The following is a 17,330-nucleotide window of genomic DNA, read 5'->3' as shown; positions in this document are numbered from 1 at the left end:
AGGGGGCATGCTCATACACCGATGGTCACTGCCGAGCGGCACGAACGGGGATGGGCCCCGGGCATGGTCGGGGCCGCGCTGTTCGCCGCCTTCGGTGTCCTCTCGGCCGTCCTGCTCGTCCGCGAGGTACGGGACGGCCCCCCGAACGGCGCCGTGACCCTCCACGCCGTCGCCCTGGGAACGCTCTACCTCATGCCGGCGGTGCTGGCCATCCTCGGCGTCGGCCGGGGGCGGCGGCGGGGACTTCTGGCGGCGGCGGCCGTGATGGGGTTCGCCCTTGTCCCCACGTCGCTCTCGTTCACCCCGCTGCTGATCGTCCCGAGCGTCCTGTCCCTGATCAGCTACGTCCGCCTGGGTTCCGGTCCCCATCCCCGCCTCGCCGTCGGCCTCGCCGCGCTGGCGGCCTTTCTCGTCGCCGCCGGATGCGCCGGCCTGCTGATCTTCGGCGGGGCCCGGACCCGCTGCTACACCTACATCCAGGAGCCGGGCGGGCAGCGGATCTATCACGCCGCCCCGGTGAACCCCCAGAGGGGGATCAATTCGGTCCTTGCCGGGCCGAGCGCGCCCGCCGGCGGATCGTCGGGCAGCGGGTGCAACCAGGACCTCACCCCGCCCGCCCGGTCGCTGGCGGCCCTGGCCCTCCTCGCCGCGTTCCTGGGGGCCGCGATCTGGGCATCGAGCCCGGCGGCCGAGACGGCCCCGAGCGAGGCCTACAGCCCGGCGGCCGGCTGAGCCCGGCGCTGCCCGGGGCGGGGCGGCACCACCACGGTTGTGCCATCCACCTCGATCACTGACACCGGCGTCCCGTAGCAGCGCTCGAGGAGATCGGCCTCCAGCACCTCGGCCGCCGCCCCGGTCGCCACCGGACGGCCCTCGGCCAGCAGCAGGAACCGCTCGGCGTACTGCCCGGCCAGGGTGAGGTCGTGCAGGGCGGAGATCACCGCCAGGCCCCGGGCGAGGCGGAGGTCGTCCACCAGGGAGAGCACCTCGTGCTGGTGGCCGAGGTCGAGGGCGGTGGTCGGCTCGTCGAGCAGCAGCACCGCCGGTTCCTGAGCCAGCGAACGGGCGATCACCGCCCGCTGGCGCTCGCCCCCGGACAGGGTGGTGATCGCCCGGCTGGCCAGCGCCGAGAGGCCGAGCTGGGCCAGGAGCGCCTCGACCACGATCCAGTCGGTGCGGCGCTCGAAGCCGAAGCGCGGCACGTGCGGTGTGCGGCCGAGCAGCACGTACTCGGCAACCAACATGCCCTCGGGGAAGACCGGGTGCTGGGGGACGACCGCCACCTGCCGGGCCCGTTGCGCCCGGGGCAGGGCCTGGGCCTCATGGCCCGCCAACCGGATCGACCCCTGGTAGGGCATCCCGCCCGCGATGCAGCGCAACAGGGTGGTCTTGCCCGCCCCGTTCGGTCCGACCACCGCCAGCCACTCGCCGGCGGTCAGGGCGAACCCGACGCCTTCCAGGATCCGCCGCCCGTCGATGGACACGCTCAGCTCCCGCACCTCGATCACCGGGACGCTCATGTCCGGGAAACCCGCCGGGCGAGCAGGGCGAGGAAGAACGGCCCACCGATGAGCGCGGTGATGACCCCGATCGGGATCTCGGCCGGGGCGATGGCGGTGCGGGCGAAGAGGTCGGCGGCCACGAGAAACGCCCCACCGCCCACGATGCTGAGCGGGATGACCGCCCGGTTGGACGACCCCACCAGCAACCGGACGGTGTGGGGAACGATGATGCCCACGAAGCCGATCAGCCCGCTGACCGACACCGCCGCGGCGGTGGCCAGCGTGGCGCTGAGCACGACGGTGAGCCGGGTGCGCTCGACCGCCAGACCGAGGGTGGCGGCCTCCTCGTCGCCCACCGCCAGCACGTCGATGACCCGCAGGTGCAGCAGGACGCCCACCGTCCCGATCACCGCCCACGGCAGCATCAGGGCGACGCTGTGCCACGAGGCCGTCGCCAGGCTGCCGAGGATCCAGGAGTACACCGAGCGCAGGGTTGAGTCCGAGCGCTGCTGGTAGTAGGTCTGGACGGCGGTGAGGAGGCTGGTGACCGCCACCCCGGCGAGGATGAGCGTGGCGGTGGAGCGGATGCGGTTCCGCCCCCGGGCGAGGGCCCAGGTGGCCCCGACCGCCAGCATGGCCCCGGCGAAGGCGGCCGCCTGGATGGGGCCGATCGGGCCGAGAGACCCGACGAATCCCGACGTGATCACCAGGGTGGCGCCCAGGCCGGCACCGGCTGCCGCCCCCAGCAGGTACGGGTCCGCCAGCGGGTTGCGGAACACGCCCTGGTAGGCGCCGCCGGCCATGCTGAGCATCGAGCCGACCAGCAGCCCGAGCACCACCCGGGGCGCCCGGATCTGCCAGACGATGGCGAGGTCGGCGGCGCTCAGCCCGGTGTGCACGCGCAGGAGCGGGAGCTTGGACGCCAGCCCCAGCAGCACCTCCCGGGGGGGCAGCGCCACCGGCCCGATCAGCACCCCGGCGGCCAGCGACGCCGCCAGCGCAGCGAGCACCAGGGCCCAGCCGGAGGCCAATCCCCGGCGCGGCCGCACACCGGCGAGCGGGCGCCGGGTCGGGGTGGCGGGGACTACGGCGTCGGCGATGCCCCGCCTCCCTTCACCGCCTGCACGATGGCGGCCAGCAGGTCGGTGACCCGGGGGCCCCAGCGGGAGGCGATGTCGTCGTCCAGCGTGATGACCCGGTGGTCCTTGACCGCGCTCAACGTCGCCCAACCGGGCCGGGCGGCGATGGTGGCCGCAGTCTGGGCGCAACACTTGCTGTCGGCCAGGAAGACGAAGTCGGGGTTGGCGGCAATGATCGTCTCCGGGTTGAGCTGCGGGTACCCGGTGCCGTCATCGTGTGGGTCGGCGATGTTCTTCAGGCCGGCCAGGGAGAACAGGCTCCCGATGAAGGTGTGCGAGGTGGCGGTGTAGAAGGTCTGGTCGAGCTCGTAGTAGTAGGTCTCGGTGATGCCCGCCGACGGCAGGGCCGCCACGAGCGACGACACCTTCGCCCTGGTGGCGTCCACGAGCGCAGCGGCCGCGGTGGTGTGCCCGGTGGCGGCCCCGAGCTGGGTCATCTCGGTATAGGCGTCGGCGAGGGTGTTGGCGGCGGGCTCATTGAGCACCGGGATGCCCAGCTTGCCGAGGCTGGCGATCAGGCCCTCGACGTCGCCGCTCAGCACGACGAGGTCGGGCCGGTACCCGGCGATCGCCTCGACGTTGGGCGTCACGCCGGACAGGCTCGTCTTCGGGACCCCGGCGGGGTAGTTGGAGTCCTGGTCGACCGCCACCACCTGGGGGCCGGCGCCCTCGGCGTAGAGGTCCTCCGTGAGGGTGGGGGAGAGCGAGACGATGCGGGTGGGCTTCGCCTCGATGGTCACCGCCCCGTTGGTGGCCTGGATGGTCTGCGGGAAGTTCCCCCCGGCCGACGGGGTGGTCGATGCCGTGGTCGTGGCCTTCGAGCAGGCCGCGAGCAGCAGGACGGCGGCAGCGGCGGGTGCGGCGCAGCGGACAACTCGGATTCGCATAGCTCCTCCTGTCAGTCGAGTGTGGGCCCGGTCGACAGGGGGCTTGCTAGGCGCCGGTCGCACGAGAACCCCTTTCCTCGAGGGCGTTCGTGTCCTCCTGCGGCAGGCGACCTGGCTCGGTCCGGAATGAGGGACCTTACAGTTGCGGGACAGCGCCGGATTTGCACCGGCTTCGCTGCCGTGAAGGCTGGTAGGGAGTCTAGCCTCCTCCGGCCCCGGAAGGCCAGAGTGGTGGCTGCAGTAGAATCGGCGCAGCGGCCTGCGGGGCTGGGGCCGCACCGATAGGTGCCATCCGAGGAGCGGCGACCCCGCTCCTTTTGAATGGCGGCGTGGCCGAGTGGTTAGGCAGCGGTCTGCAAAACCGCGCACGGCAGTTCAATTCTGCCCGCCGCCTCAATTGATCGATGCAGCCGCTGAGGACGCCGGCCGCCGCGCGCTGGCCACCGAGGGCTCGTCATCCCGTCCGGATCGCGCGGATCGCATACGTCATTCACAGACTGGTTCGCGCGCTGTTCGCGAACCGGCCCCCTGTTCGTTCACACGGGCCCCCGGGAGCATGCGAATCGGGCCATCCGTCCGGATGTCGCCTGACCGATGCAGCGAGACCGAAGGAGGTTTCCATGCACCATCGAGGCTGGGCACCGGCGCTGGCTGCCGAGTGCGGCCTGGCGACCAACTACCGCACCGTCGACCACCCCAGCCTGCCGAACTACGCGGGTGCCGTCACCGGCCTGCCCTACGCCTCGCTGAAGCCGATCAAGTCCGACTGCAACCCGAGCAAGCGGTGCAGCACCTTCGCCCCCAGCATCTTCGGCGAGTGGGCTGGAAGGCGTGCGAGGAAAGCAATGCCGGTGAGTAAGCGGTGCGCCACAACCCGCCGCCCTACCTCTCGTCGCTGACCACCTGCTCGAGCCTCGACGCGCCCTACCCGCAGCTGGCCACCGACCGGCGGCCGGGACGCTGCCGGCGTTCTCGTTCGTCACGCCCAACCTCATCGACGACATGCAGGAAGGCACGTCGACCGCTGTGGTGGTCACCTGGGACGAGGGCGAGGGTGGCAAGGTGAACGACAGCGCCACCAACACCAACACCACCGACATCGGCTGCCATGTGGTCACCATCAAAACGGGGGCAAGTGACCTCATCCCTGCGTCCCCGACACGGCCGCAAGGGTAGTGACGGCGACTACCCCGGCAGCTCCCCTGGCGGCGCCATCCAATTGGGCGCCGGCGGGGGGTGGCACCGGGTGCTGCAGCGTGGCCAAGTCCCGGCCAAGTCCGGGCATATCTGCTCGGAAAACCGGCCGATCACGCCAACGGGTGCCTGTCCTCGATGGGCGCTCAGGTCGACTGCGCGGTGCTTCTGACGGGTAAAGCCCTTGCCCCTGCTCGTTCTTGGCGACCGCAGGGTTCCGTCGGCTGGCTCCGTCTGTCGAGAAGATGAAGCATCACGTCGGGATAGATTTGGCGCCGAAATGCTGCCCCGGTCGTCTCGTTTCCGGGAGATTCCTGCAATTCGGGCCACCAGTAACTCAGTGCGTTCGGCCGCGCGGGCTACGCATTAAAGCTTTTAATAAATAGTCCATCCGCGCTATCCCGCGGCCTCATCGGGGGGGCACGGGGGGCCGACTATATGTAGAGCGCATGGGGCCCAACGGCGGAGGGGACATCCATGGCGCCGAAGCGGCGGCGACGGGCCTCGAGCCCTCCGACGCCTCGGCGCTCAAGGTGCTCGTCGGTGACAACGACGAGGCCACACTGAACCTACTGGTCGACATGCTGGAGGTTTCAGGCTGCGAGGTCCTCACGGCCCGCAGCGGGCTCGACGTCATCGCCGAGGCCATCAACTTCGGCCCCCACCTCATCATCCTCGAGGGCAAGCTCCCGGGCATGGACGGGTGGTCGGTGTGCTCGGTGCTCTCCGATGTCCTGGAGGACACCCCGCTGGTGTTCCTGTCCACCCAGTGCCAGGGTGACGACTTCGTCCGGGCAAAGGAGCACGGGGCCTCGTGCTGCATCCGCAAGCCGTTCGGGATGGGCGACCTCATGAAAATCGTGGAGCCCCTGAGCGCCGACCTGGATCGGGCGAACCGCCAGAGCCTGCTCCGCGGCCTGGATGCCGACTAACAAACGAATCTGGCGCACGCGGACGTAGCCGATCTGTACCTGGGGCGGCGATTTGTGCGCCACCCGCGGCTGCCGCCATGATGGGGCGGCCGATGGGGAAGGTGGGCACGAGAGCGCGGGACTGGGCGGCCACTGCGGTGGGGGTGCTGTGCTGCGTCGTGCTCCTGGCGACGCCCGCCCTCGCCTTCACGGTCGCCCCGCCCGGCGCCACCGTGCAGGCGGGCAACGACGTCACCGCCGCCCTGGGCGGCCTGCCGCTGGCGGCTGACGGCGGACCGGCCTGCCTGGAGGTGGCGAACCCCACCACGACGCCCAGCCCCTCGGTGTCCTTCAGCCCGGCGTGCAGCGGGTCGGCCGGGTGGTCGTCCACGATGACCATCATCACCATTCCGGCGACGCCGGCGGCCACCTACCAGATCCAGATTGACGTGTGCGCCGCACCCGGGTGCGTCCTGCACACCACGGCGGGCAACATCGGCAATGGCACGCCGGTGCAGAGCCAGATGTTTACGCTCACCGTCACGCCCGGGCTGCCGGTGTCGGGCACAACGCCCACCCCCACGCCATCGCCCAGCCCCCCGCCCGCCCTGTCGCCGGTGAGGACGACGGCCGCTCCGGCTCGTACGGCGACGCCGACGAAGCCGGCGACCATCACGGCACCGCCACCGCCAGCCACCCCCGTGGCGGTCCCCACCCCGACACCGTCTCCGTCCCCGAGCCCCTCGCCGTCCACCCAGGCTGCCGGGCAGGCGGGGGTGCTCACCCTGGATCGGGCCGAAGTGGCCCCCGGGGGATCGGTCGCCGTCTCCGGGACCGGCTGCACGCCGGGGTCGGCCGTCAGCGTCACCCTGGCGTCGAAGGTCACCAGCACCGCCACCGCCGACGCCACCGGCCAGTTCCGGGCGAACCTCAAGGCCCCCTCATCGATCAAGGACGGCCGCTACCAGGTCGTCGCCCGGTGTGGCCCGACGCTCAGCACCGTGATCGACGTGGGCTCGTCGAGCCACGCCCTGCTGTACGTGATTGTGGTCGTGGTGCTGCTGGCGATCGTGTTCGTGCTGGGCCTGCTGGCCGAGCGCTCACGGGGCCGGGCCTGATCGGATCTGATCGCGGACGCTGGAGGGAGGCGCTGAAGGGCCCTTGAGGTCTTCCGTGTCACGCTGAGCCGCCGGCAGATCTGAGCTCCAGGCGGGCGATACGTTCGGGGTCGGCCAGGATCGTCATCTCGGCGACCCGGCCAGCGACCACGGTGATGCCCATCACCGAGAACAGGCGGCCGTCGGGGGTGGTGATGATCCCCAGGGCACCGTTCACGAGGGCTGCCCGGGTGTGGGGCGCATGGTGGGAGAACATGAGCGCCTGGCGGGCGACCGCCTCCCGGCCCACCACAGCCCGGGTCGGATGGCCGGGGCCGAGGTCCACCCGCAGCACGACGTCGGGGGCCAGCACGGCCGCCAGCTCCTCGAAGGAGCCGCCCCGGGAGGCGGCGAGGAAGGCGTCCACCACCGCCCGCTGGCGCCCGACATCGGTCTCGCCCACCCTTGCGCCGGCGGACACCCGGCGCCGCGCCCGGCTGGCCAGCTGGCGGGTGGCGACCGGCGAGCGGCCGAGGATGGCGGCGATCTCGCCGAAGGGGAGGTCGAAGAAATCGTGGAGCACGAAGGCCACCCGCTCCGCCGGGGTGAGCTGCTCCAGCACCACCAGCAGGGCCAGCCCGACGGTGTCGGCCATCAGGGCCTCGGCCTCGGGGTCGACGACGTCCAGCTCGGCGATCACCGGATCCGGCACGTGGATCTCGAGGGACTCCTCCCGCCGGGCACGGCGGGCCCGGAGCTGGTCGAGGCACACCCGGGAGACCACCGTGGTCAGCCAAGCGCCGAGGTTGTCCACGCCCTCGGCCCCGGACCGGCTCGCCTTGAGCCAGGTTTCCTGCACGGCGTCGTCCGCCTCGGCGAGCGATCCCAGCATGCGGTAGGCCACCGAGCGCAGGCGGGCGCGTTGGCTCTGGAAGGCCTGCGCCAGCACGTCCGTCTCGGTCAACGTGGCCTCCTCACCGGTGTCAACACAACGACGCCTGCCGGCAGGCCCGATGTGACAGCCCCCCATTGTTGCCGCCTATAGTTCCTGCCTTGCGACGCTGGTTCACGGGGGTCCTGGTGGCGGCGATCCTCGCCGGGTGCTCGGGTCCGCCCCCGGGGACGAAGCAGGGGGCACCGCCGCCTCTGCCATCAACCCCGCCCGCTCCGGCACCCAGTGTGCCGGGTCCCGGTGCGCCGGGGCCGTCTCCGACTCTCGGTGCGACCCTCAACCAAAGGCCCGAGCCCCCACTGCCCCAACCGGTGCAGGAGACCGCCGCCGCCGCGGTCGGCGCCCGCCTGTACGTCATCGGCGGGTACAACGCCGGCGGGGCCAGCACCCCCAACGTCTTCGTGTTCGATGGCTCGTCGTGGGCAAGTGGACCGGCCCTGCCCGAAGCGGTCAACCACCCGGCCGCCGCCACCCTCGGCACCACCGTCTACGTGGCCGGGGGGTTCACGGCCGGCGGGGCCACCGCCAGGGTCTTCGCCCTCCCGGCGGGTGCCACGGTGTGGCAAGCCATTGCCCCGCTCCGGCGGGCGAGGGGGGCCCTGGTGCTGGTGGCCGACCGTGGGCGCCTCATCGCCGCGGGCGGCAACGACGGCGCGGCCCAGGTGGCCGGAGCGGAGGCCTACGACCCGGCCACCAACGCCTGGACCGACCTGCCGCCCCTGCCTCATCCCCGCAACCACGCCGCCGGGTTCCCGGACAACGGGCAGGTGTGCCTCGCCGGCGGGCGGGAGCCGTCCACCAGCGCCGCCGTGGACTGCCTCGACCCGGCCGGTTCCTGGACCGCCGGCCAGTCCCTGCCCACCGCCACCTCGGGCGCCGCAGGCGGGATGGTCGACGGGATCACGGTGGTGGCGGGCGGGGAGCCTGCGGGCGAGACCAGCCTCACCACGGTGGTCCAGGAGCAGATGGGCGGGACGTGGAGCCAGGTGCCGATGCTGACGCCCCGCCACGGCACCGGCTACGCCCTGTACCAGGGTCGGTTGTGGATGTGCGGCGGAGCCACTGCGCCCGGCATCCACGCCACGGCGGCCTGCACGTCCATCGGGGCGTGAAGAGCGCAAGCCCCTCTGGTCCCCGAGCTCCCGCAGGAAGGAGCCGAAACTTGTGGAATGCGCCGCCATATTGGCGGCAGTTTCCACAGGTTTTGTCGAATACCTTCGGCTTCCGGGCGCGCGGCCAAACGCTTACGGCCCAGGCGCCGGGATGGCGATATCCAGGCGGTCGTAGCGGCCCGTGAAGCTGCACGAGCTGCCCTGGGCCTCGCAGGTCTGGAGCAGGATATGGATGTGCTGGTAGTCGGCCGCCGAGAACGGCAGCACGAAGTCCTTGTTCACTGCCCCGCTGTCGTCCGGGCTCACGATCAGGCCGTCCAGGATGTCGCATGTGCTGAGGTAGTGGCATGGGTCGTCGGGGCAGGGCAGGCCGGCGGTGCCGTGCACCCCGGCGCACGCCTGGGCCAACGGCTGGCCGCGCGGAAGGCCGGTCACCCGGACGGCGACGTAGCTCCGCTCCCGCAGGCGGGTCGCCGATACGCTGAGCTCGATGCTGCCCTGACCGGCCGTCTCGGTCACCGAGGCGGATCCCTGCGGCACCGGATCGATCGACTGGCTGCGGGCCTCCAGGCGGATGGCGCTGTAGGTGGCCACCGCCGCCAGCATCGCCCCCACCAGCAGGAGCACCAGCTGCGTGTGGGCGCCGTCCTTAGGCTGCGTGGCCTCCCCGGCGGCCGACGCCACCCAGAACACCGGGCGTTGCTGGTGGCGGCGGCGGGCCAGCTGGACGACCTCGGCCACGACGGCGACGCCGATGATGCCCCCGCCCACCAGCGTGCTGATCCACTCCTGCGCGGCAGTGGTGGTGCCGGGAATCGGGACGATCACCACCGTGAGGCTGCCGAGGCCCACCAGGCAGGCGATGAGGGCGATGGCCAGGGAGCGGGCCACCCGCCAGGTTGAGGCCACGAAGACGCTGGAGACGGCGAACATCAGGGCGAACAGCAGGAGCGCGGCGATGAACGAGGGCACCACCGCCTCGTTGCGCAGGATGGTGGTGACCTCGCCGCTCTTCAGCCCGACGAAGTTGAGCGCCCCGATGAAGCCCGCTAGCAGCAGGCCGAGGAGGTTGCGGGTGTTCTCGAGGTAGCGGCTGACGCCCTCGCCTGCGTGCCCATCCTCGTCCGCCAACCCATCCCTCCCCGGGAAAGCCTACGCCTTGTCGCCCTTGTCCCTGGTGGATCCCTGCCGTGGCATGGGGATCTGGCCCGCTTCTCCCGAGAGACCCGGGGGGAGAAGGAGCACGAAGGCAATGAACGACTCTTCCATCTCGCGCTCGATCTCGCGCCGAACCGTCCTGAAGGGCATGGCGCTCGGCGCCGGGTTGGCCGTGGCCGGGCCGTTCTCCCGGCTCGGCTCCGCCCTGGCCAAGGACCCTCTTCGTGCCTCACCTACGACGAGCATGGCGGCTACTACGACCATGTGCCGCCGCCCGCCGCCATCCCGCCCGCCATCACGGTGCCGCCCGACCTCCCGGGCGGCTTCGTCCGCTACGGCTTCCGCGTCCCGGCGGTCATCGCGTCGCCCTGGGTCAAGCCCAACTACGTGTCGCATGTGACCCATGACCACACCTCGATCCTGAATTGATCGAGACCAAGTGGAACCTGCCCGCCGTGGCCGCCCGGGACGCCAACGCCGACAAGCTGCCGGGCAGCCTGCACCTCAACAAGTCGGTGGCCGGTCTGGCCGGGCAGTACCCCCCCAATGGGTAGGCCGGGGGCAGCGCCGGTTTATACTCGCCCTCTCCCACGGGCTGTTGTGGGCCCGGGCGCATAGCTCAGGGGGAGAGCGCTTCCTTGACACGGAAGAGGTCCGAGGTTCAAATCCTCGTGCGCCCACAACGCTGAAACCCTTGGTACGTAACGGTTTTCGTTCATAGCCACTGAGTTCGGACCGGGGCGCGTTCGGGCCTCGGGGCGCAGAAAAGGCGCAAGACCAGGTGGGACGGTCTGAGATCCGGCTGAGTGCTGACGATTCTGACGCCCATCGCCGGTTAGGTCCAGGCGGCCCATCGCCTTGGCGCCGATCCGGATCAGGAGCAGCCCTGACGGCCGGGTTCGGCCCGGGGCCCCCAATTCATTGATTCAAGCATCCGGCGACCGCTGCAGCCCCGACTGCTTGAGAGAAGGGGACGCCATTCTGAGTGAGTCCATTACCAACAGGGAATCCCGTCATCTGGGCGGAGCTTGAATCCATCGCAACCCAAATGCCGGCGGGATCGCGCCACGGTCCGCCAGCCAGCGGTGCTCGAACATTGGCTAGGCTTACAAGACCACGATCCGTCCGTATATCGACAAACCAGATGTTATCGCCGTCGGCGGCGAGATCAGGGGAGTGCACCGTCTTGGCCACCAAAGGGTCGCCGGCGTTCCCTGGGGCACCGGCTTGAACGTCTGACACCAGCTCGTTCGCTACCGCAGGGGGCACGGTTAAGCAGAGAGGACTCGTTGTGGGGGAAGGGGAACCCGAGGCCACTGGCGTAGGTCCCGCACCAAGCTGAAGAGGCTGATTCTGTGCGCTCTTCCCGTGGAACAACTCAGAGAAGAGCCCAATGAAGAGTAGGACAGCGATGAGCCCGCCGAAAATGTGTCCGCGCTTCTGTGGCTTTCGCTCCATCACCAAGTGCTTCTGCCACTTCCCACACGTGAACCATAGTTCGTACGTCTACCACGTGGCAAGGGCCCTTTATTTCCTGAGACAACGTCCAATCTACATTCCGCCGGTAGCACGGCGACACCACGTTATGACGAGCAGCCATTGCCCAGGATGGGCGCCTTCAGCTCTGGTTTGCGGCCGGGCCCGAGGTGTGCCGGCGATGCTCCGCCTCAAGGAAGAGAGCCCCCAGGCGCTCGTTCGCCCGATCCTCGGTGCGGTGAAGGATATGGCGGTAGCGGGTGAGGAACTGGCGCCACCCGGCCCGGGCGGCAATCTCCGACTCGGTGAGCCCCGCCTCGATCCAGAAGCTAACCGCCGTATGTCTCAGGTCGTGGACCCTCAAATCACCCAGACCCGCCTTCGCTACTGCCGGTTCCCAGGTCCGGCGCACAAAGTTCCTGGGTGAGAACGGTCCGCCCTGAGGTGCTGGGAAGACAAGGTCCGAACGGTCACTCGAATACCGGGCGATGTGCTCGGCGACGGAATCCATCACCGGGCGAGGGATGCCAACCACCCGCCGACCGGCCCAGCTCGTGGGCGGACCGAACACGGGCCGACCGTGCACCAGACTCAGAACTTCGGCCACCTCGACGGCCGAGCGGAGAGCCAGCACCCGGTGCCGGCGCAGACCGAGCAGCTCGCCCCTGCGCAGCCCGCCGTAGGCCCCCAGGAGCACGAAAGCCCGGTAGCGCTGGTCCATCACGTCGGCGAGCTCCACCACCTGGTCCTCGGTGAGGAAGCGCATCTCTGCCTCGTGCACCTCGGGCAGCAAGCAGCTTGCGCACGCCGGCGCATGGGTTCTTGGCCAGCCGCCCGGCCGTGACGGCGCCGTCCAGCAGCTGGGCGAAGATCTGGTAGGCCTTCAGGACTGTCGCCGGCGCCAGCTCCTCGTCGACCAGCTCGGCTGCCCACTCCGCAACATCTCGTAGCGGATCGCCGTCAGCCGCCAGTCGTCGAAGGTCGGCAGGATGTGGTTCTTGAGGATCGAGGCATGCTGCGCCCGGGTCGACGCCCGCAGCCTCGCCTCCGTCGCCTGCCACTTCTCCACCCACTCACCGAAGGTCATTCTGCCGAGCCGGGGATCCACCCACTCGCCCCTGAGGTTGTCGACCTCGACGCTGGCGGCGTAGCGCTCGGCGTCTCCCCGCCGCTTGAAGGTCTTCTTGTGCTGACGCCCGTCTGGTGAGCGATACCGCACCTGGTAGTGGCCAGTCGCAAGCTTCTGGACGCTAGCCACTGCCCCCTCCCCTTCGTCCGCCTACCACCTGCTTCATAGGCTCAGCGGCGCCCAGTAGCCGAAGCAGCGCCGGCGTGGGCACGTACAGCCGCCGACCGACCTTGATCGTCGGCAGCTCCCCGGCCGATGTGGCCCGGTACCCAGCGCTCCGGCTCAACCCCAGCAATCTGCAGGTCTCCTCCACCGACAGCACCGGCGGCAGAGCACCCAGCTGTCTCATGATGTCCCTGTCCATCTTGCCTTCCTCCTCGCAAGGCGCCCCAACACTCGCTGCACCAGTACCCGACGAGCTCCCACCGTCCAGGACGTCAGCCCTCATGCCGCCCACCTCCTCTGTCGCATCGCCTCTCGTGCGTTTTGCCGTTCCTCCCGGGCTCGGGCGGCCGCCGCAGCTGCCAGCCAGGCCTCCCCGTGGCTCTGGTAGCCCCAGCCGAGGTACTGCCAGGAGCGGAGGATCTCCACCTGGTCCTCGGCGATTGGGCGGCCCCACTGGTCGAGGCCGTTGGCCTCCTCGCCCAGCTCCTCCCTGCGGGCGTGCCGGCGACGCACCTCACCCAGCTCCTTGAACGTGGTGGAGTAGCGCAAGCTCTTGGACAGGAAGTGGCCGCCGAAGCCCAGCTGGTGCGCCCGCTTCCGGAGCTTGAGCTCCCCGAACCCGGGACGCACACCGAGCTTCACCGCCGCCCACACCAGCGCCCGGATGTGCTCCGGGGTATCCAGGGCGTCGATGTCGTCGTCCTCAGCGAGCGCCTCTGTGGGCAATCCGAGCTCTTCGGCGCCTTTGGACAAGTACTTAGCGACATAGGAGGCCACCTTCTCCTCGGTGATCTCGCCATCGCCGTGGATCACCCGGCAGTCGAGCTCGGGCCCGAACTGCAGCCGGGTCTGCTTGCCCAGCCGGGCGAGCTCGGGGACCTCAACGAACGCCGAAGCCCTCGCTGCCTCGATCGCCCGGTCGAGGAGCTCGAGACTGACCGCCGCCGGCGGCGGAGCGACCTCCGTGCTCCCCATCGGTGCCGACCCATCGATGCGGATGACGGCGTGGAAGTGCACCACCCCCCGGCGCTGGAACTCGGCCACCTTCGCCATCCGGAGTACCACCACCGAGCGCAGCTGCTTCTGGGTGACGCCCAGGAGCTTGGCGAGCTCCCGGGGCAGGTAGGTCCAGAACCGGTGCCAGAGCTTCGGCGCCATCGCGTTCCAGACCACCTGGGCCTCGGTGTCGATGCACTCCGGGCACAGCGGCGTGCCCAGCTCGGGATCGCCCTCCCGGTGGCGGGCGGTGCAGCTGATCCGCCGCCCGTGCGGGCAGCGCTCGGTGCCCCGGGGGTGGCAGCGCTCCACCTTGCCCCCTCGCACCCGGCGAGCGTGCACCGCCCCGAACGACGGCGCCGTAAGGGTGGCAAACACCTTCGGGTGATCGGCGACACGCAACGGCATCCCCTTGCCGCCCCGCAGCCCGGTCACCACCACCTGGTAGGCGTCGCCCTGATGCCAGAAGGCGCACGACGGGCACTTGGCCCTGAGCCGTGAGCCGCAGGCCACCAGCAGGGTGTTGTCCGGCTCGTTCAGCGTGGAGAACCGGGTGCGCACCTCGCCCGTGCCCCGGTCGACCTCGGCGACGTGGCCGGTGATCCGGATCGGTCGGCAGCAGTACCGGGCATGTCGCACCTGGCGGTCCCAGCCGTAGAAGTGGTCGCAGCTGCGCTCCCAGGCCTCCTGGAGCAACGGCGGTAAGGGAGCGTCCCCCAGCCCGGCGAAGTCGGGGATGTCGTACGACGAGGCGTCCCGGGCCACGATGTGCCCCCAGCCCTCAGCCATGTGCCACCACCTCCTCCGCCACCTGAGGGACCACGGCCAGCCGGGCACGAGCCCGCAGCGCCTCCGCCCGGCGGGCAAGGGAGGCCACGTCGTCGTCGGACAGGTAGAAGGCCTTCAGCCGCTCGGGCAGCCCGCCCTCGGCGAGCAGGAAGCCGACCCCCCGGCAGGCGGCATCGATGCCGGCCGCCGAGTACCCCTGCGACGCCCAGCCCTGCCCGTGGATGGTGTCCGAGGCCTGCGGGGTCGTGCAGCGCAGCGCCCACCGGAAGGCGAAAAGATCCCTCAGGGAGGTGGGCACGATGTCGGAAGCCGGCTTCTGGGTGGCGTCCACCACGATGATGCCGGCCGCCCGCCCCTTGGACACCAGATCCCGCAGCAAGCTGGAGGACTCAGCCGACGCCTTGCGGTCCACCCCGGCGGTGTACTCGGCCAGTTCGTCGATACAGACGACACGCAAAGGCACCTCGGCGTCCCCCGGCTCCACCTTGCGCCGCCCCCGGGCCACCAGCAGCTCGTAGCGGGCCACCATGTCCGCCCACAGCTCCCGGAGCACCTCGATGGCATCGTCGACGTCGGAGCAGCTGAAGTGATCGGCGACTCGCCGCCACTCGCCGAGCTCGACGCCCCGCTTGCCGTCGAACAGCGAGAGGCGCACGGCGGGATCCAGGGCCGCTGCGGCGATGACCAGTTGCAGGATGGAGGACTTGCCCCCACCCAGCTCCCCCCCGAGCAACAGGTTGCGATAGGCGACGCACATCGACACCGCCGCCCCGTGCTCGCCCACTCCCAACGGGAACGAGCTCCACAGGTTCATGCGCACCGCCGACAGCCAGGAACACACCAGGGCCTTGGTGCCTGCCAGCGGGTCCCGGCGCACGATGGTCACCGAGGCGTAGCGGGCGTTGTCCGGGTCCCGGGCGACTCTCACCTCCCGGACCTCCAGCACCGCCGCCAGGGCGTCGAGGGCGTCCTCCAGCTCGCCGGCGTGGCCCCCCTTGGCCAGGCGCACCCGCACCACGTCGCCCAGGGGAACCCGGCTCACTGCCACCGGCAAAGGGACCCGGTCGTTGTGGTTGGCCAGGCCGACATGCCGGGCCGCCCGCATCAGCCGCCGGCGCAGCCGAGACTTGGGCAAGACCCGCGCCAGGAACCGGCGCACCGGCCCGACGAACATGACGACGCCCAGGACACCAGCGCCGCCCACGCCCCAGTAGCGGCCCAGGTTGGCGATGAGCACCAGGGCGAGCTCGTAGCCCAATGCCACCAGGGCGAGCTCCACCCGGTAGGCCCACAACACCCGGAGCAGGCGGCGCAGCATCCCGGCCCCAGGCATCGCCACCGGCTCGACGTTGGGCGGGGGAGCCTCGATCATCCGGGGTCCGACCCGGCGCACTCGGTCGCTCATCGCCGCCCCCCTTCCTGCCCGCACCGCCGAGGCCTCGATCTGCAGCGCCCGCAGCTGGGCAATGCCGAGATCCCCGGGGGTGAGCTCCGCCGGCAGCCCGCTCGCCTTGAGCCCCGGGACCCAGACGTGCTCCCGGAACCAGCGCCAGGACAGAGGCTTGCGGGAGAAGTCGGTGAACGGCAGCGCATCCCGGCGCTCGTCCACGTAGCGGGCCAGGTGCTCGGCCAGCACGTCGGCCTCCTCGTCCCGGAGCATCACCCGGCCGGGGTGGCGGAGCAGCCGGAACCGGGCCCCGCCGAGGACTCGACCACCTCCTCGTAGACGTCGGTGCAGGCCGCCAGTGCCGAGCACCAGCACCGCCGCACGGCGACCGCCTCCCCCCAGCGCAGGGCACTGTGGCGTAGCAGCACCACGAGGGCCGAGTAGCGGGGATCGATGGCACGGGCGGGCTCGCTGACCGCGTGCTCATCCACCACCGAGTGCCAGGGGTCCACCCGGCTCATGGCGCACCCCCGATCCCGGCACCGACCCGAGCGCCCCGGGCGATCTCGATGGCCGCCAGCGCCCGGGCGAAGTTGGCGTCGTCCAGGGTGGCGACCAGCTCCCGGACCGACACCGCGCCCGTGGCCCGCCACAGATCGGCCGCCAGCGCCACGAAGAGCTGCTCGGCGTGGCTCCAGGCGCCCGAGGCCTCGACCAGCGCCTCGATGTCCACCGAGTAGCCGGTGACATCCACAAATGGCCCCAACTTCCCCGCCAGCAGGGGAGAGGCCAGCAGGTAGGTCACCGAGTCCCACTCGGCCCAGCCGGTGAACACGAAGCGTTCCAGCAGCGCATGAAGGCTCTCGGGCGCCGCCACCAGGTCGACGCCGCAGTGCGGGCAGACGACCTCCTCGCCCCCGGGGTACTCCCGGTGGCAGCCCAGGCAGAACCGGGTCATGACGCACCCCCGCTCTTGGCCGGAGCGGGAGCGTGACCGTTCAGCGGCTCGATCCGCCCAGCCCGGAACGACAAGCCGTGACGACCGTCGATCGCCCAGTCGGAGACCTCCAGTTCTGCAACCCGCACCGGCATGCCCTGCTTGAGGCCCGCTGCCGGCGTGCCGGAGAACTTCACCCCGAAGATCTGGCTGCCCTTGGCCCCCATGGCGATGAGCTCCATGGAGAACACCGGCTCGCCGTCTCGGTCAACCTTGGGCTGGTTACGGTTCTCGTATTCCACCACCGGCTCCGGTGGCAGCGAACACACGAACTGCAAGGCGGATGTGTCGATCGGCAACCGCATGGGTCCCTGCTCGATCCCGGAGCTCCCACGCCGGGAACTCGCTTGCCTCCGAGGATCGAGGTGGGGGAGGTTTTGCAGAAGGGCCCGGTGCTAGTCCTTTTGCTAGTCCGTTTCGTATTCCTTTCGCTTCGTCA

At 70.6% G+C, this 17,330-nt stretch carries 21 protein-coding genes, 2 tRNA genes and 1 riboswitch; of the genes, 10 read left to right on the top strand and 13 right to left on the bottom strand.

What is annotated here, in order from left to right; all coding sequences use genetic code 11:
* Positions 1 to 21 precede the first annotated feature (21 nt).
* Positions 22 to 732 carry a hypothetical protein gene (locus VFW71_11915; GenBank protein HEU5003466.1) on the top strand — a complete coding sequence of 237 codons (711 nt, stop codon included), beginning with the start codon at positions 22 to 24 and terminating at the stop codon, positions 730 to 732.
* Here VFW71_11915 and VFW71_11910 read toward each other — a convergent pair.
* Genes VFW71_11910 through VFW71_11900 form a run of 3 tightly spaced genes read right to left on the bottom strand, consistent with a single transcriptional unit; the run spans position 711 to position 3,528 of the window.
* On the bottom strand, positions 711 to 1,520 hold the full coding sequence (locus VFW71_11910) for an ABC transporter ATP-binding protein (protein HEU5003465.1): 810 nt from the start codon (positions 1,518 to 1,520) through the stop codon (positions 711 to 713). The two genes, VFW71_11915 and VFW71_11910, sit on opposite strands and share 22 nt — an antisense overlap.
* The gene (locus VFW71_11905; GenBank protein ID HEU5003464.1) at positions 1,517 to 2,533 is read right to left on the bottom strand and encodes an iron ABC transporter permease; all 1,017 of its coding nucleotides are present in this window, start codon (positions 2,531 to 2,533) and stop codon (positions 1,517 to 1,519) included. Before VFW71_11905 ends, VFW71_11910 begins: the two co-directional genes overlap by 4 nt.
* 53 nt (positions 2,534 to 2,586) lie before the next feature.
* Positions 2,587 to 3,528, bottom strand: coding sequence for a helical backbone metal receptor (locus VFW71_11900; GenBank protein ID HEU5003463.1), 942 nt, complete (start codon positions 3,526 to 3,528; stop codon positions 2,587 to 2,589).
* Between the two features lie 110 nt (positions 3,529 to 3,638).
* Positions 3,639 to 3,699: riboswitch (cobalamin riboswitch) on the bottom strand.
* Between the two features lie 152 nt (positions 3,700 to 3,851).
* Between VFW71_11900 and VFW71_11895 the strand changes: the two genes are divergently transcribed.
* The 5 genes from VFW71_11895 to VFW71_11875 all read left to right on the top strand — a co-directional run bounded on the left by VFW71_11895 (position 3,852) and on the right by VFW71_11875 (position 6,751).
* Positions 3,852 to 3,922: transfer RNA gene (locus VFW71_11895), tRNA-Cys, on the top strand.
* Between the two features lie 226 nt (positions 3,923 to 4,148).
* Entirely contained in the window at positions 4,149 to 4,427 is a 279-nt protein-coding gene (locus tag VFW71_11890; GenBank protein HEU5003462.1) for a hypothetical protein, read from the top strand.
* 103 nt (positions 4,428 to 4,530) lie between these two features.
* Positions 4,531 to 4,704, top strand: coding sequence for a hypothetical protein (locus tag VFW71_11885; GenBank protein ID HEU5003461.1), 174 nt, complete (start codon positions 4,531 to 4,533; stop codon positions 4,702 to 4,704).
* 467 nt (positions 4,705 to 5,171) lie between these two features.
* A complete protein-coding gene (locus VFW71_11880; protein HEU5003460.1) occupies positions 5,172 to 5,654 on the top strand; it encodes a response regulator in 483 nt (160 codons plus the stop codon).
* A 92-nt stretch (positions 5,655 to 5,746) separates the two neighbouring features.
* Positions 5,747 to 6,751 carry a hypothetical protein gene (locus VFW71_11875; GenBank protein HEU5003459.1) on the top strand — a complete coding sequence of 335 codons (1,005 nt, stop codon included), beginning with the start codon at positions 5,747 to 5,749 and terminating at the stop codon, positions 6,749 to 6,751.
* Between the two features lie 58 nt (positions 6,752 to 6,809).
* Here the strand turns inward: VFW71_11875 and VFW71_11870 are convergent, their stop codons facing one another.
* A complete protein-coding gene (locus VFW71_11870) occupies positions 6,810 to 7,694 on the bottom strand; it encodes a sigma-70 family RNA polymerase sigma factor (GenBank protein HEU5003458.1) in 885 nt (294 codons plus the stop codon).
* A 299-nt stretch (positions 7,695 to 7,993) separates the two neighbouring features.
* Here VFW71_11870 and VFW71_11865 point away from each other — a divergent pair, with 299 nt between their 5' ends.
* A complete protein-coding gene (locus VFW71_11865; GenBank protein ID HEU5003457.1) occupies positions 7,994 to 8,794 on the top strand; it encodes a hypothetical protein in 801 nt (266 codons plus the stop codon).
* A gap of 132 nt (positions 8,795 to 8,926) precedes the next feature.
* Here the strand turns inward: VFW71_11865 and VFW71_11860 are convergent, their stop codons facing one another.
* A complete protein-coding gene (locus VFW71_11860; GenBank protein ID HEU5003456.1) occupies positions 8,927 to 9,925 on the bottom strand; it encodes a hypothetical protein in 999 nt (332 codons plus the stop codon).
* A 291-nt stretch (positions 9,926 to 10,216) separates the two neighbouring features.
* On the opposite strand from VFW71_11860, the gene VFW71_11855 reads away from it, so the two are divergent.
* From VFW71_11855 to VFW71_11845, 3 genes are all read left to right on the top strand, one after another.
* The gene (locus VFW71_11855; GenBank protein ID HEU5003455.1) at positions 10,217 to 10,381 is read left to right on the top strand and encodes an alkaline phosphatase family protein; all 165 of its coding nucleotides are present in this window, start codon (positions 10,217 to 10,219) and stop codon (positions 10,379 to 10,381) included.
* The gene (locus tag VFW71_11850) at positions 10,378 to 10,506 is read left to right on the top strand and encodes a hypothetical protein (protein ID HEU5003454.1); all 129 of its coding nucleotides are present in this window, start codon (positions 10,378 to 10,380) and stop codon (positions 10,504 to 10,506) included. The genes VFW71_11855 and VFW71_11850 overlap by 4 nt, the downstream gene beginning before the upstream one ends.
* 54 nt (positions 10,507 to 10,560) lie before the next feature.
* A tRNA-Val gene (locus VFW71_11845) sits at positions 10,561 to 10,632 on the top strand.
* A gap of 938 nt (positions 10,633 to 11,570) precedes the next feature.
* Here the strand turns inward: VFW71_11845 and VFW71_11840 are convergent.
* From VFW71_11840 to VFW71_11805, 8 genes are all read right to left on the bottom strand, one after another.
* Positions 11,571 to 12,209, bottom strand: a complete 639-nt coding sequence (locus tag VFW71_11840; protein ID HEU5003453.1) for a tyrosine-type recombinase/integrase — start codon at positions 12,207 to 12,209, stop codon at positions 11,571 to 11,573.
* A 102-nt stretch (positions 12,210 to 12,311) separates the two neighbouring features.
* Entirely contained in the window at positions 12,312 to 12,686 is a 375-nt protein-coding gene (locus VFW71_11835; GenBank protein ID HEU5003452.1) for a hypothetical protein, read from the bottom strand.
* Positions 12,679 to 12,906: a helix-turn-helix domain-containing protein gene (locus tag VFW71_11830; GenBank protein HEU5003451.1), complete on the bottom strand. Its 228-nt coding sequence runs from the start codon at positions 12,904 to 12,906 to the stop codon at positions 12,679 to 12,681. Before VFW71_11830 ends, VFW71_11835 begins: the two co-directional genes overlap by 8 nt.
* 95 nt (positions 12,907 to 13,001) lie before the next feature.
* Positions 13,002 to 14,507 (bottom strand): replication initiator, encoded by a 1,506-nt coding sequence (locus VFW71_11825; protein HEU5003450.1) that lies wholly within the window; start codon positions 14,505 to 14,507, stop codon positions 13,002 to 13,004.
* The gene (locus tag VFW71_11820) at positions 14,500 to 16,167 is read right to left on the bottom strand and encodes an FtsK/SpoIIIE domain-containing protein (protein ID HEU5003449.1); all 1,668 of its coding nucleotides are present in this window, start codon (positions 16,165 to 16,167) and stop codon (positions 14,500 to 14,502) included. Before VFW71_11820 ends, VFW71_11825 begins: the two co-directional genes overlap by 8 nt.
* Complete coding sequence (locus VFW71_11815) at positions 16,167 to 16,415, bottom strand: hypothetical protein (GenBank protein ID HEU5003448.1); 249 nt, start codon at positions 16,413 to 16,415, stop codon at positions 16,167 to 16,169. Before VFW71_11815 ends, VFW71_11820 begins: the two co-directional genes overlap by 1 nt.
* A complete protein-coding gene (locus tag VFW71_11810; protein HEU5003447.1) occupies positions 16,412 to 16,852 on the bottom strand; it encodes a hypothetical protein in 441 nt (146 codons plus the stop codon). Before VFW71_11810 ends, VFW71_11815 begins: the two co-directional genes overlap by 4 nt.
* Positions 16,849 to 17,196, bottom strand: coding sequence for a hypothetical protein (locus VFW71_11805; protein ID HEU5003446.1), 348 nt, complete (start codon positions 17,194 to 17,196; stop codon positions 16,849 to 16,851). Before VFW71_11805 ends, VFW71_11810 begins: the two co-directional genes overlap by 4 nt.
* Positions 17,197 to 17,330 lie beyond the last annotated feature (134 nt).

It is taken from the genome of Actinomycetota bacterium, from assembly GCA_035765775.1.
GTDB lineage: Bacteria > Actinomycetota > CADDZG01 > JAHWKV01 > JAOPZY01 > DASTWV01.
Note: the sequence above shows the minus strand (reverse complement) of the source record. Positions and strands in the feature narration are given on the sequence as shown.

Excerpts from the sequence above, each read along its gene's own strand:
- VFW71_11830 (HEU5003451.1), bottom strand. The coding sequence starts at position 12,906 with ATGAGACAGCTGGGTGCTCTGCCGCCGGTGCTGTCGGTGGAGGAGACC.
- VFW71_11880 (HEU5003460.1), top strand. The coding sequence starts at position 5,172 with ATGGGGCCCAACGGCGGAGGGGACATCCATGGCGCCGAAGCGGCGGCG.
- VFW71_11805 (HEU5003446.1), bottom strand. The coding sequence starts at position 17,196 with ATGCGGTTGCCGATCGACACATCCGCCTTGCAGTTCGTGTGTTCGCTG.
- VFW71_11875 (HEU5003459.1), top strand. The coding sequence starts at position 5,747 with ATGGGGAAGGTGGGCACGAGAGCGCGGGACTGGGCGGCCACTGCGGTG.
- VFW71_11825 (HEU5003450.1), bottom strand. The coding sequence starts at position 14,507 with ATGGCTGAGGGCTGGGGGCACATCGTGGCCCGGGACGCCTCGTCGTAC.
- VFW71_11890 (HEU5003462.1), top strand. The coding sequence starts at position 4,149 with ATGCACCATCGAGGCTGGGCACCGGCGCTGGCTGCCGAGTGCGGCCTG.
- VFW71_11815 (HEU5003448.1), bottom strand. The coding sequence starts at position 16,415 with ATGAGCCGGGTGGACCCCTGGCACTCGGTGGTGGATGAGCACGCGGTC.
- VFW71_11910 (HEU5003465.1), bottom strand. The coding sequence starts at position 1,520 with ATGAGCGTCCCGGTGATCGAGGTGCGGGAGCTGAGCGTGTCCATCGAC.
- VFW71_11810 (HEU5003447.1), bottom strand. The coding sequence starts at position 16,852 with ATGACCCGGTTCTGCCTGGGCTGCCACCGGGAGTACCCCGGGGGCGAG.
- VFW71_11820 (HEU5003449.1), bottom strand. The coding sequence starts at position 16,167 with ATGCTCCGGGACGAGGAGGCCGACGTGCTGGCCGAGCACCTGGCCCGC.
- VFW71_11900 (HEU5003463.1), bottom strand. The coding sequence starts at position 3,528 with ATGCGAATCCGAGTTGTCCGCTGCGCCGCACCCGCCGCTGCCGCCGTC.
- VFW71_11915 (HEU5003466.1), top strand. The coding sequence starts at position 22 with ATGGTCACTGCCGAGCGGCACGAACGGGGATGGGCCCCGGGCATGGTC.
- VFW71_11885 (HEU5003461.1), top strand. The coding sequence starts at position 4,531 with ATGCAGGAAGGCACGTCGACCGCTGTGGTGGTCACCTGGGACGAGGGC.